Source organism: Caballeronia sp. LZ029 (genome assembly GCF_031451275.1).
GTDB classification, from domain to species: domain Bacteria; phylum Pseudomonadota; class Gammaproteobacteria; order Burkholderiales; family Burkholderiaceae; genus Caballeronia; species Caballeronia jiangsuensis.
The window spans coordinates 1,385,841-1,397,753 of sequence record NZ_JARUXO010000001.1 but is presented as its reverse complement, the minus strand read 5'-3'; the positions used below and the strand labels follow the sequence as shown (position 1 = coordinate 1,397,753).

10 protein-coding genes are annotated in these 11,913 nt (G+C 63.0%); 5 read left to right on the top strand and 5 right to left on the bottom strand.

Annotated features, from left to right (window positions below):
• The first annotated feature begins 238 nt into the window (after window positions 1-238).
• Together argE and QCE73_RS06685 are read left to right on the top strand one after the other, a co-directional pair.
• On the top strand, window positions 239-1,465 hold the full coding sequence (gene argE / locus QCE73_RS06690) for an acetylornithine deacetylase (protein ID WP_309880327.1): 1,227 nt from the start codon (window positions 239-241) through the stop codon (window positions 1,463-1,465).
• Between the two features lie 19 nt (window positions 1,466-1,484).
• Window positions 1,485-2,489: a threonine/serine dehydratase gene (locus QCE73_RS06685; protein ID WP_187604801.1), complete on the top strand. Its 1,005-nt coding sequence runs from the start codon at window positions 1,485-1,487 to the stop codon at window positions 2,487-2,489.
• A gap of 54 nt (window positions 2,490-2,543) precedes the next feature.
• On the opposite strand, the gene QCE73_RS06680 is transcribed toward QCE73_RS06685, so the two are convergent.
• From QCE73_RS06680 to QCE73_RS06665, 4 genes are all read right to left on the bottom strand, one after another.
• Window positions 2,544-3,359: an ABC transporter permease subunit gene (locus tag QCE73_RS06680; RefSeq protein ID WP_238215740.1), complete on the bottom strand. Its 816-nt coding sequence runs from the start codon at window positions 3,357-3,359 to the stop codon at window positions 2,544-2,546.
• Window positions 3,359-4,264 carry an ABC transporter permease subunit gene (locus QCE73_RS06675; protein ID WP_035498725.1) on the bottom strand — a complete coding sequence of 302 codons (906 nt, stop codon included), beginning with the start codon at window positions 4,262-4,264 and terminating at the stop codon, window positions 3,359-3,361. Before QCE73_RS06675 ends, QCE73_RS06680 begins: the two co-directional genes overlap by 1 nt.
• Window positions 4,261-5,433 (bottom strand): ABC transporter ATP-binding protein, encoded by a 1,173-nt coding sequence (locus tag QCE73_RS06670; RefSeq protein WP_035498728.1) that lies wholly within the window; start codon window positions 5,431-5,433, stop codon window positions 4,261-4,263. Before QCE73_RS06670 ends, QCE73_RS06675 begins: the two co-directional genes overlap by 4 nt.
• A 103-nt stretch (window positions 5,434-5,536) precedes the next feature.
• Window positions 5,537-6,652, bottom strand: coding sequence for an extracellular solute-binding protein (locus QCE73_RS06665; RefSeq protein ID WP_404989734.1), 1,116 nt, complete (start codon window positions 6,650-6,652; stop codon window positions 5,537-5,539).
• 520 nt (window positions 6,653-7,172) lie between these two features.
• Here QCE73_RS06665 and QCE73_RS06660 point away from each other — a divergent pair.
• From QCE73_RS06660 to QCE73_RS06650, 3 genes are all read left to right on the top strand, one after another.
• The gene (locus tag QCE73_RS06660) at window positions 7,173-8,510 is read left to right on the top strand and encodes an Nramp family divalent metal transporter (RefSeq protein WP_309880324.1); all 1,338 of its coding nucleotides are present in this window, start codon (window positions 7,173-7,175) and stop codon (window positions 8,508-8,510) included.
• 97 nt (window positions 8,511-8,607) lie between these two features.
• Window positions 8,608-9,870, top strand: coding sequence for a phospholipase A (locus tag QCE73_RS06655; protein WP_309880322.1), 1,263 nt, complete (start codon window positions 8,608-8,610; stop codon window positions 9,868-9,870).
• A gap of 70 nt (window positions 9,871-9,940) precedes the next feature.
• On the top strand, window positions 9,941-10,144 hold the full coding sequence (locus tag QCE73_RS06650) for a DUF1289 domain-containing protein (RefSeq protein ID WP_250483527.1): 204 nt from the start codon (window positions 9,941-9,943) through the stop codon (window positions 10,142-10,144).
• A gap of 64 nt (window positions 10,145-10,208) precedes the next feature.
• Here the strand turns inward: QCE73_RS06650 and QCE73_RS06645 are convergent, their stop codons facing one another.
• Window positions 10,209-11,801 carry an ABC-F family ATPase gene (locus QCE73_RS06645; RefSeq protein ID WP_238215624.1) on the bottom strand — a complete coding sequence of 531 codons (1,593 nt, stop codon included), beginning with the start codon at window positions 11,799-11,801 and terminating at the stop codon, window positions 10,209-10,211.
• Window positions 11,802-11,913: the final 112 nt, after the last annotated feature.

The window sequence follows — 11,913 nt, the reverse complement described above, 5'->3', positions numbered from 1 at the left end:
GGTCGGGTCCAGGCATCGAGATGCCTGAAAGTGTCAACCATGTCCCCGCGGATCTGTCAGCTATGTCCCCGGTCTATACACAGCAGCAAAGAAAGTGACCCCCGCCCCGGGGAGGGGCAGTGCTAATAGACCACCGCGAACAAGGGATCCAGCGAAACCCAAACCCCAAAAGCCCCCCGCTGCGGGCCAGCACCCCACATTTGGGCTATGATCAAACCCTACCCGCCGGAGCCAAAAAATGTCCCAAACCGCTGATGCGGCGCATCCCGAAGCTCAATCCAGCACCGAAACGCCCATTTCCCTGCCGTGGATCGAACGGCTAGTCTCCATCGACACAGTCAGCCGCAATCCGAACCTCGGCCTGATCGAAACCGTCCGCGACGAGCTGCGCCACGCTGGCATCGAAGCGACCATCACCAACGATCCGCGCGGCCAGTGGGCGAATCTCTTCGCCACGGTCCCGGCGCACGACGGCGAGACCAACGGCGGCATTGTGCTGTCGGGTCATACCGATGTCGTGCCGGTCGATGGTCAGGACTGGCAGAGCGACCCGTTCAAGCCGGAAGTCCGCGATGGCCTGCTCTACGGCCGCGGCTCGTGCGACATGAAGGGTTTCATCGGCGCGGCGCTCGCGATGCTGCCGAAAATGCAGGCGACGAAGCTCGCCAAACCCATCCACTTCGCGCTGTCCTACGACGAAGAAGTCGGCTGCGCCGGCGCGCCGCTGATGATCGGGGACCTGCAAAAGCGCGGCGTGAAACCGGACGGCTGCATCGTCGGCGAGCCGACATCCATGCGCCCGATCATCGCGCATAAAGGCATCAACACGTATCACTGCTGCGTGCGCGGGTTCGCCGCGCACTCGTCGCTGACGCCGAAGGGCCTGAATGCCATCGAGTATGCGGCGCGGCTCATCTGTCACATCCGCGATCTCGTCGACGAGTTCCGCGCGAAGGGTCCGTTCGACGAGCTCTACGACGTGCCCTTCACCACCGGTCAGACGAGCACGATCAAAGGCGGCAACGCAATCAACACCGTGCCCGCCGAATGCAACTTCGAGTTCGAGTTCCGCAATCTGCCGACGATAGATCCCGACCAGATCTTCAGGCGCATCGAGTCCTACGCGCACGACACGCTGCTGCCGAAGATGCTCAAGGAGCACGGCAACGCGGCCATCGAATTCACGAAGCTCGCGTCCGCACCAGGCCTCGACGCCACCGAGCAGGCCGCGATCACGCAGCTCGTGCGCGCGCTCACGCAGAATCAGGAGAAGCACAAGGTCGCCTACGGCACCGAAGCGGGCCTGTTCGCCAATGCCGGCGTGCCGAGCATCGTGTGCGGTCCGGGCAATATCGAGCAGGCGCACAAGGCGAACGAGTACGTGTCGCTCGAACAGCTCGTCCAGTGCGAGGCGTTCCTCGGCAAGTTCATTCACAGCATGTCCGTCGAAGCACAGGCTCGCTGACTCTTCAGAACAAAAAGCCATGTCCACTGCCACGCAGCATTCCGACAATACGATCGACGGCACGCCGATTCCGACGCTCGACGAAATCGCCGAACAGCACATGGCGCTCACGCCCTGGGTCGCGCGCACGCCCACTTTCGAACGTCACGATTTTCCGACGCTCGAAGGCACGCCGATCACGTTCAAGTTCGAACTGCTGCAGGCGAGCGGCACGTTCAAGGCGCGCGGCGCGTTCTCGAACATCCTCGCGCTTTCGGAAAGCGAACGCTCGGCGGGCGTCACCTGCGTGTCGGCGGGCAATCACGCGGTGGCCGTGGCCTACGCGGCGCAGCGCATGGGCGTGGGTGCGAAAGTCGTCATCATCAAGAGCGCGAGTCCGGCGCGCGTCGCGCTGTGCCGGCGCTTCGGCGCGGAAGTGGTGTTCGCGGAGAACGTCGCGGAGGCATTCGATGTCGTGCGACGCGTCGAAGCGGAAGAAGGACGCGTCTTCATCCATCCGTTCAACGGCTATCGCACGGTGCTCGGCACGGCGACGCTCGGCTACGAGTGGACCTCGCAAGCGCCCGATCTCGACGCCGTGATCCTGCCGATCGGCGGTGGCGGCCTCGCCGCGGGCGTATCGACGGCGATGCGTCTCGCGAATCCGTCGCTGCACGTCTTCGGCGTCGAGCCGGAAGGTTCGGACGCGATGAAGCGCAGTTTCGAAGCGAATCACACGATCAAGATGGGCGCGATGCACGGTATCGCCGATTCGCTGATGGCCCCGCACACCGAGCAGTACAGCTACGAGTTGTGCCGGCGGCATATCGATGACATCGTGACCGTGTCGGACGATGCATTGCGGCATGGCATGCTGCAACTCTTCAGCGAACTCAAGCTCGCGGTCGAACCGGCTTGCGCGGCCGCGACCGCCGCACTGCTCGGCCCGTTGCGCGAGCGTTTGCAGGGCAAGCGAGTCGGCGTGCTGTTGTGCGGCACCAATACCGATCCGGCGACCTTCGCCAAACACCTGGCGAACGCCTGAAATGCACGCGGCCCCGTACAGGGGCCGCGTTTCCATTCGTGAACTTTCTCGGCGTTACATCACGCCCGCGAGCCTTCTTCGCTCGCTACGCTGCATGAACGCATTCGCCGCGACCACACCGATCGTCACGAGCGCGATGAACAAGGTCGCGAGCGCGTTCATCTCGGGATTCAGACCCAGTCGCACCCGCGAGAACACGACGAGCGGCAGCGTTGTCGAGCCCGGGCCGGACAGGAACGCCGACAGCACGAGATCGTCGATCGACAGCGTGAACGACAGCAGCCAGCCGGCGACGAGCGCCTGCGAAATCAACGGCAGCGTGATCGAAAAGAACACGCGCAGCGGCGTCGCGCCGAGATCGAGCGCGGCTTCCTCCAGCGACGGATTCAACTCCCGCACGCGCGATTCCACGATGATCGCGACATACGAAATGCACAGCATCACGTGCCCGATCCAGATCGTGAAGAAGCCGCGATCCGGCCAGCCGATGAGCTTCGCCATTTCCACGAACAGCAGCAGCAGCGAAATGCCCTGAATGACTTCGGGAATCACGAGCGGCGCGTTGATCATGCCCGCATAGAGCGTGAAGCCCTTGAAGCGTCCCATGCGCGCCAGCACGAAACCCGCCCACGTGCCGATCACGACCGACGCGCACGCCGTAAAGAACGCGATGCGCAACGACAGCCACGCCGCGTTGATCAACTCGTCATCGGTGATGAGCGCGCGATACCACTTGAGCGACGGCTCCGTCCACACGGTGACGAGCGGCGAGTCGTTGAACGAATAGACGATGAGACTCAGGATCGGGATATACAGGAACGCAAACCCGAGGCCGAGCGCGGTGATCTGCAATGGACGGCTGGGCTTGATCATCGCTTCTCCTCCAGTTGCTTCGCCTGGAAGTGCTGGAAGAGCGCCATCGGCACGAGCAGCAGCAGAACCATCGCGCAGGTGACGGCGGACGCCATCGGCCAGTCGGCGTTGTTGAAGAACTCGTTCCACATGACGCGGCCGATCATCAGCGTGTCCGCGCCGCCGAGCAGTTCGGGAATCACGTACTCGCCCACCGCCGGAATGAACACGAGCAGACAGCCCGCGATGATGCCGTTCTTCGACAGCGGCAGCGTGATCTGCACGAACGCCTTCCACGGCTTCGCGCCGAGATCGTAGGCGGCTTCGAGCAAGGTCAGATCCATCTTCACGAGATGCGCGTAAAGCGGCATCACGAGAAACGGCAGATACGAATACACCATGCCGATATACACCGCGATATTCGTGTGATACAGCTCGATCGGCGAATGCAGCAGGCCGATCGACATCAGGAAATTATTGAGCAGGCCGTTGTTCTTGAGAATGCCGATCCACGCATATACGCGAATCAGAAACGACGTCCAGAACGGCAGCATCACCGCCATCATCAGAATGTTGCGCGACGACGGATTCGAGCGCGCGATGTAATACGCCATCGGATAGCCGATCAGGAGGCACAGCAGCGTCGACACGGCCGCGACCAGCAGCGAGTTCATGTAGGTCGCGAAGTACAGGCTGTCCTGCACGAGGAACGCGTAGTGCGCGAAGTCGAGCGCGATATGCATCACGCCTTCTTCCATCGACACGAGATCCGTGTACGGCGGAATGCCGAGCTGGCTGTCCGCGAAGCTGATCTTCACGACGAGCAGGAACGGCACGAAGAACAGCAGCAGGAGCCACAGATACGGCCCGCCGATGACGAGCGTGCGCCCCGACACGCCCATGCGCTTGAGCAGCTTCATCATGAGGTCAGCACCACGCCCGCGGACGCGCTCCAGCGCACGTAGACTTCGTCGTCGAAGGTGGGCGAATCGATCTCGCCGATCGCGAGGCTCGACAGGTTCGCGACCACGACCTTGCCCGAATCGAGCGTCACGTGATAAAGCGTGTAGCCGCCCATGTACGCGATGTTCGTCACCCTGCCGCGACCCCAGTTGTACGTGCCTTCGGGCGGCTTGCGCGTGAGCGCGATGCGTTCGGGGCGCACGGAGATTGTCACCGGCATGCCGAGCGGCCCGGTGATGCCGTGGCTCACATAAAGACGCACGGGCAAGTCTTGCGATTCGACGAAGACGTGATCCGGCTCGTCTTCCACGACATTGCCATCGAACAGATTGGTCGAGCCGATGAACTGCGCCGAGAAGCGCGTGTTCGGATATTCGTAGACTTCGTGCGGCGTGCCGAGCTGCACGATCTGCCCTTCGCTCATCACGGCGAGGCGATTGGCCATCGTCATCGCCTCTTCCTGATCGTGCGTCACCATGATGCAGGTGACGCCGACCTGATCGAGAATGTTGACGAGCTCGATCTGCGTGCGCTGGCGGATTTGTTTGTCGAGCGCGGACATCGGCTCGTCGAGCAGGAGAAGCTTCGGGCGCTTCACGAGACTGCGCGCGAGCGCGACGCGCTGCTGCTGGCCGCCCGACAACTGATGCGGCTTGCGCTTCGCGAACTTTCCCATCTGCACGAGTTCGAGCGCGTTGTTCACGCGGTCTTTCAGCTCGCCGCCCTTCACGCCTTCCTGCTTCAGCCCGAACGCGACGTTCGATTCCACGCTCATGTGCGGAAAGAGCGCGTAGGACTGGAACATCATGTTCACCGGCCGGTTATACGGCGGCATCTTCGCGAGGTCTTCGCCATCGATCAGGATCTGCCCTTCGGTCACCGACTCCAGCCCGGCGAGCATGCGCAAAAGCGTCGACTTGCCGCAGCCCGAGCTGCCGAGCAGCGCGAACAGCTCGCCCTTCTTCACCGACAGGTTGACGCCCCGCACGGCCGTCGTCTCGCCGAATTTCTTCACGACGTCGACGATCTGCACGAAGTTCTCGTCCGTGCCCTGGGCCGATGGAGAAATGCCCGGCTCGCGCCGGCCGGAATTAGGCGCTGCCTTCAACGCGCTCGACTGCTCACTCATGATTGCCTGTTCGACTCCCTGCTTCCAAGCGATGCGATCACGAACAAAGCCCCCGGAGGTCCAGGGGCTTCGTCGATTCAAAAGAATAACCGGCTTTTGGAATTCATCGGCCGGACTTGAATTCCGTCCAGAGCCGCGTCTGCAGGCGCTGGATTTCAGGCGGCAGCGGCTTCAGCAGGAACAGCGTCTTGATGACGTCCTGCGGCGGATACACGGCCGGATCGTTCGCGACGTCCTTGTCCACGTACTTGCGCGCTTCCAGATTCGCGCTCGGGTAGTAGACCGCGTTCGTGATCGCGGCGTGAACCTGCGGCGTCTCGATGTAGTTCATCCACTCGTGCGCGGCGTCCTTGTTCTTCGCGTCCTTCGGGATCGCCATCACGTCGAACCATACGGGCGCGCCGCCCTTCGGAATGTAGTACTCGATCTTGAACGGCTTCTTCGCCTCGACCGCGCGATGCTTCGCGATCACGACATCGCCCGACCAGCCGTAGGTGAAGCAGATATCGCCGCCGACCATGTCGTTGATGTAGCCCGACGAGTTGAACTGCGTGATGTACGGGCGGATCTTCTTCATCATCGCGAGCGCTTCGCGATAATCGGCCGGATTCGTGCTCATCGGATCCTTGCCGATGTAATGCAGCGCCGCCGCGAACATCTGGTCCGGTGCGTCGAGCACCGAGACGCCGCACGCCTTCAGCTTCGAGATGTTCTCGGGCTTGAAGAGGATGTCCCAGTTGTTCAGCTCGGCGTTCGGCCCGAGAATCTGCTTGGCCTTGTCGACGTTGTAGCCGAGGCCCGTCGTGCCGTAAGCCCAGGGCACCACGTACTTGTTGCCCGGATCGGCGCCCTCGACGAGCTTCATCAGGTCGGGATCGAGATACTTCAGGTTCGGCAGCTTCGACTTGTCGAGCGGCATGAAGATATTCGCGGCAATCTGCTTGCCCGCGTAATTGCTCGTCGGCACCACGATGTCATAGCCCGAACGGCCGGTGAGCAGCTTGGCCTGAAGGGTGTCGTCGCTGTCGTAGTTGTCGTACTTCACCTTGATGCCGGTCTGCTTGGTGAAGTTGGGAATCGTGTCCTTCGCGATATAGTCGGACCAGTTGTACACATTCAACTGCGTGTCCTTCGCGGATGCCGCGAGCGGAGTCAGCATCGCGACGCATGCCAGTGCGCCTGCCAGCTTGGCCGTGCGGCCCGCCAGTTTCTGGTTCATTTCGATTCTCCCTTGTTCCGACTTGTCACGGTGTCGCGCCGCGCCGGCCCGGCGTATCGTCTCATCGCCCGATCTGGCCGCGACTCCCTTAAAACCCCGAAAACTACCATTAAACGCATGCCCGACAAAAAATAAAAAGTCGCGTGTCGCGCAAAATGTACACGCCCTTGCGCGGTGCGGCGACAGTCTTGCCAGGCGGGCTTCTCGACGGCTTCGCGCGATGCGCGACCGGCAGGAAAGAGCGCGCATTTTAGCCCTTAATCGGCCCCGGCGGCACCTGATAAGACCACACTCGTCAAAAGGGGACGCGATCGCGTAAGCCCGATGCAATGTCATTATTCGCAATCGGCCTCCGGCGTCCCGTGAATGGGCGCCCGCGCCTGACGAATAGCCAGCGGAACAGTTGTTGCGAGCCAATTCGACGTGCGCCGCGAAGTGCGGCGTCTTCTGAACCGGCAACGCACGCGCATACGACTGGATCGACGCCGCCGTTGCATCGCTATTCGAGGCCGCTTTCCGCATGAACACCAATCCGTCCGTGCTCGCCCAGCTTTCCGCCGCGCCGTCCGACGCGCCGTCGCCCGCGGCGAGCCGCGAGGACCGCCGACGGGACCCGCGCCCGCACGGACGCTGGTATTCGTTCGCGGGCGCGGGCGCGCTCGTCGCCGTGGGCTACATGGACCCCGGCAACTGGGCGACGGCGCTCGCGAGCGGCGCGCGCTACGGCTACTCGCTGCTTTTCGTCGTGCTGCTCGCGAGCCTGATGGGCATGCTGCTGCAATGGATCGCGTCGCGCGTGGGTGTCGTGACCGGGCGCGATCTCGCGCAACTCTGCCGCGAGCGCTACAGCCGGCGCACGACGCTCGTGCTGTGGATCGCGTGCGAAATCGCGATCATCGCGTGCGATGTCGCGGAGGTCGTCGGCAGTGCGGTCGCGCTGCAGTTGCTCTTCGGCTTCTCGCTGACCGTGGGCGTGCTGATCTCGGCGGTCGCGACGTTCGCGATGCTTGCGCTGCAAAGCCGCGGCCGGCGCCCGTTGCAACGCGTCGTGACCGCGCTGATCTTCTTCGTGAGCTTCTGTTTCGTGGTCGAACTCGCGCTCGCGCACCCGGTCTGGGGCGACGCGATGCGCGGGCTCGCGCCGTCGGGCAAGTTGCTGCGCGATGCGGGCATGCTCTGGCTCGCGGCGGGCGTGCTCGGCGCGACGGTGATGCCGCACAACCTCTATCTGCACTCGGCGCTCGTCAAGGACCACGCGGACCCCCGCGACGACGCGGCCATCGGGCGGGCGCTGCGCGGCGTGAACATCGACACGTTCGGCGCGCTCGGGCTCGCGTTCATCGTCAACGCGTCGCTGCTGGTGGTCGCGGCGGCCGTGTTCCACGCGACCGGCCATACGGACGTCGACGATCTCGCCGATGCGCACCGGCTCATCGAGCCGCTCGTCGGCAGCCATTGGGCGGGCGTCGTGTTCGCCGCCGCCCTGCTCGCCTGCGGCCTGAACGCGACGGTGACCGGCACGCTCGCCGGCCAGGCGGTCATGGAAGGCTTCTTGCGGCTGAAGATGGCGCGCTGGGCGCGGGCGCTGCTGACGCGCGGTCTCGCGATCGGCCCGGCGCTCGTCGCGGTGGCGAGCTTCGGGCAGCACGGCTCGAACGCGCTGCTCGTCGCGACACAGGTCGTGCTGAGCCTGCAATTGCCGCTCGCGGTGATTCCGCTCGTGCGCTTCGCCTCCGATGCAGGGCTGATGGGCCGCTGGCGCGTCGCCCGCGTGCCGCTCGCGCTCGCGTGGGCGTGCGCGGGCGTGATCGTCGCGTTGAATGGCGCGATGCTGTGGCAGGCGGTGTTTCCGGGCTGAGCTTTCCGATTTCGTTTCGATTCGGGATCGTGACGCGGCTCGCGTTGTCAGACCGTCCTGGCGCCCGCCTCCGCACAAAAAACAGGACACAAACCATATGGCTCAAGGCCCACGATCGATTTCCTTTTCCGTCCGCGCACGCTCGCTCGCACTTCTTTTCGCCGCCATCGGCGCAAGCGGCGCGGCTCACGCGACCGTCGCGGTGCTTCAGCCCGCACGCGAAGCAGCCGCCTCGCAGCCGCTCGAACTGACGCTCCTCTACACCGACGATGACGCAACGCCGCTCACCGTCGACGTGCCCAAACAATTGACCGTGAATCTGACGAACGGCGATCTGCCGCCCGCGCCGCTCACGCTCGAACGCGATCCCGGGGTGCCGGACCGTCTGCGGCTCGCGCCGGGCCAATATCGCCGCGTGCGCTTTACCGCGCCCTGGCCGGAGTCGGCGCGCGGTACGGTGAAGATCGATCCCGTCGGCTTCGATGCATCGCCGATGCTCGTCACGATCAATCGAAGCGACACGCAGACGCAAGTCGCGGCGGCCGAGCGTCGCGAGGCCCAGGCGACGACACCCGCGCAGCTCGCGAGCGCCAGCGCCGCCGCCAACACCGCCGCCGTGCCGACGACCACCACCGACACGATGCTCTCCGGCCGCCTCTCCACCTTCGAGCCGATGTACTTCGCGGACGGCGAGAACGGCGACAACCTCGCGAAATTCCAATTCAGCTTCAAATATCGCCTGCATCTGCCCGACGACCCGCGCTCGCGCGGCTTGCTGGACAACCTCTACTTCGGTTACACGCAGACGGCGATATGGAATCTCTCCGCCGAGTCCGTGCCGTTCCGCGACATCAGCTTTCAGCCGCAACTGTTCTACTACGTGGAGGACACTGGCTGGAAGAGCGCGCTCTTCACGCGCATGGGCGTGTCGGCGGGTTTCGGACACGAGTCGAACGGCAGGAGCGGCGACGATTCGCGCTCGATCAACATCGCGTTCGTGCGCCCGACCTGGGATTTCGGCGATCTGAACAGCAACCACCTGACGCTGTCGCCGAAGTTCTATTACTACCTGTCGAAGTCGGGCAACGAGGACATCGCAGATTATCGCGGCTATGTCGATTTTCTCGTGAAATACGGCAGCCCGGACGGATGGCAGCTCGCCACGACACTGCGCAAAGGTACGAAGCACTGGTACGGCAGCGTCGATTCGCAGCTCACATATCCGCTCGCGAAGCTGATCGGCAGCGCATGGGGCGGCTACCTGTTCGTGAGCTATTTCAACGGCTACGGCGAGGACATCCTCGATTACAACCAGCGACATCACTGGATCGCGCGGATAGGCTACAGTATCGCGCGTTGAGTTTTTTTACGAATTTGAACGCCGCGTTGTCGCCCTCTTTTCCGGCGATGATGCGGTCACGAGTCAGCCAATGTCTTCGAATCTTCACGACCTGCCCGACAGCCCCTGTATCGGCGTGTGCTCCACGCTTTTCGACGAAGTCTGCAAAGGCTGCGGCCGCACCGCGGGCGAGGTGTCCAACTGGGTTTTCCTCTCCGACGAGGAGAAACGCGCGATCTGGACGCGCATCACGAGCGAAGGCACGGCGATGCGGTTTCGCAACGACAGGCTCTGAGCCCAATGAAAAACGGCCCGCTCTTTCGAGACGGGCCGCTTTCATGCGTGCGTAATCAGGGAGATTACTGAATCCCCTGGCTCGACAGGAAATCCTCGTAATTCCCGCCGAAATCGCGCAGCGTGCCATCGGTTTTTACTTCGATGATCCGGTTCGCCAGTCCGCTCACGAACTCGCGGTCGTGCGACACGAAGATCAGCGTGCCTTCGAACTTGTCCAGCGCGATCTGCAGCGATTCGATGGATTCCATGTCCATGTGGTTGGTCGGCTCGTCCATCATCAGGACGTTGTGACGGCCGAGCATCAGCTTGCCCCAGATCATGCGGCCCTTCTCGCCGCCCGAGAGCACCTTCACGTTTTTCTTGATGTCGTCCGCGTTGAACAGCAGGCGGCCGAGCGTGCCGCGCATCATCTGCTCGTCGTCGCCTTCCTTGCGGTACTGGTCGATCCACTCGGTGAGCGTCTCGTCCTTCGGAAACTCTTCGTACGTGTCCTGCGGCATGTAGCCGACGTTTGCGTTCTCCGCCCACTTCACGGTGCCGTGATCGAGATCCAGCGCGCCCTTGAGCGACTTGAGCAGCGTGGTCTTGCCCGCGCCGTTCTCGCCGATGATCGCGATGCGCTCGCCCGGCTGCACGGAGAGGGAGAAGTTCTGGAAGATCGTCCGGTCGTACTTCTTGGTCAGATCCTCGGCCACGACCGCGATGTTATGCAGCTTCTTCTCGAACTCGAAGCGGATGAACGGATTCTGACGCGACGACGGCTTGAATTCTTCGATCTTGATCTTGTCGATCATCTTCAGGCGGCTGGTCGCCTGACGCGCCTTCGACTTGTTCGCCGAGAAGCGGCGCACGAAATCCTGCAGATCGGCCACGCGGTCCTTCGCCTTCTGGTTCGCCGCCTGCTGGCGCTCGCGCGCCTGCGTCGATGCGAGCATGTAGTCGTCGTAGTTGCCCGGCCAGACCTTCAGCGTGCCGTAGTCCATGTCCGCCATGTGGGTGCAGACCTGGTTCAGGAAGTGTCGATCGTGCGAGATGATAATCATCGTCGAGTTGTACTGGTTGAGCACGTCTTCCAGCCAGCGGATCGAGTTGATGTCGAGGTTGTTGGTCGGCTCGTCAAGCAGCAGCACGTCGGGTTTCGAGAACAGCGCCTGCGCGAGCAGCACGCGCAGCTTCCAGCCCGGCGCGACGTTGCTCATCGGGCCGTTGTGATCGTTGATATTGATGCCGATGCCGAGCAGCAGCTCGCCCGCGCGCGCTTCGGCCGTGTAGCCGTCGTATTCGGCGAATTTGGCTTCGAGTTCGGCGGCGCGCATGTAGTCGTCGTCGGTGGCGTCCGGGTTCGCGTAGATCGCGTCGCGCTCGGTCATCGCGGCCCACATTTCCGTGTGGCCCATCATCACGACGTCGAGCACGCGCATGTCTTCATACGCGAATTGATCCTGGCGCAGTTTACCGAGACGGACGTTCGGCTCCAGCATGACGTTGCCCGCACTCGGCTCCAGATCGCCGCCCAGGATCTTCATGAAGGTCGACTTGCCGCAGCCGTTGGCGCCGATCAAGCCATAGCGGTTTCCTTCGCCGAACTTGACCGAGATGTTCTCGAAGAGGGGCTTGGGCCCGAATTGCATGGTGATATTGGCGGTAGACAGCACGGCGCGTCCTTTTGAATGGGGTACGACGAAAAACCTAAGATTTTAGCAGCTTTTGGCGGGATTTAACGGGGTTCGAGGCTGGGAGCCCGCGTTTGCCGCGCATCGAATGAAA

Excerpts from the sequence above, each read along its gene's own strand:
- QCE73_RS06685 (WP_187604801.1), top strand. The coding sequence starts at position 1,485 with ATGTCCACTGCCACGCAGCATTCCGACAATACGATCGACGGCACGCCG.
- QCE73_RS06665 (WP_404989734.1), bottom strand. The coding sequence starts at position 6,652 with ATGAACCAGAAACTGGCGGGCCGCACGGCCAAGCTGGCAGGCGCACTG.
- QCE73_RS06660 (WP_309880324.1), top strand. The coding sequence starts at position 7,173 with ATGAACACCAATCCGTCCGTGCTCGCCCAGCTTTCCGCCGCGCCGTCC.
- argE (WP_309880327.1), top strand. The coding sequence starts at position 239 with ATGTCCCAAACCGCTGATGCGGCGCATCCCGAAGCTCAATCCAGCACC.
- QCE73_RS06655 (WP_309880322.1), top strand. The coding sequence starts at position 8,608 with ATGGCTCAAGGCCCACGATCGATTTCCTTTTCCGTCCGCGCACGCTCG.
- QCE73_RS06650 (WP_250483527.1), top strand. The coding sequence starts at position 9,941 with ATGTCTTCGAATCTTCACGACCTGCCCGACAGCCCCTGTATCGGCGTG.
- QCE73_RS06675 (WP_035498725.1), bottom strand. The coding sequence starts at position 4,264 with ATGATGAAGCTGCTCAAGCGCATGGGCGTGTCGGGGCGCACGCTCGTC.
- QCE73_RS06670 (WP_035498728.1), bottom strand. The coding sequence starts at position 5,433 with ATGAGTGAGCAGTCGAGCGCGTTGAAGGCAGCGCCTAATTCCGGCCGG.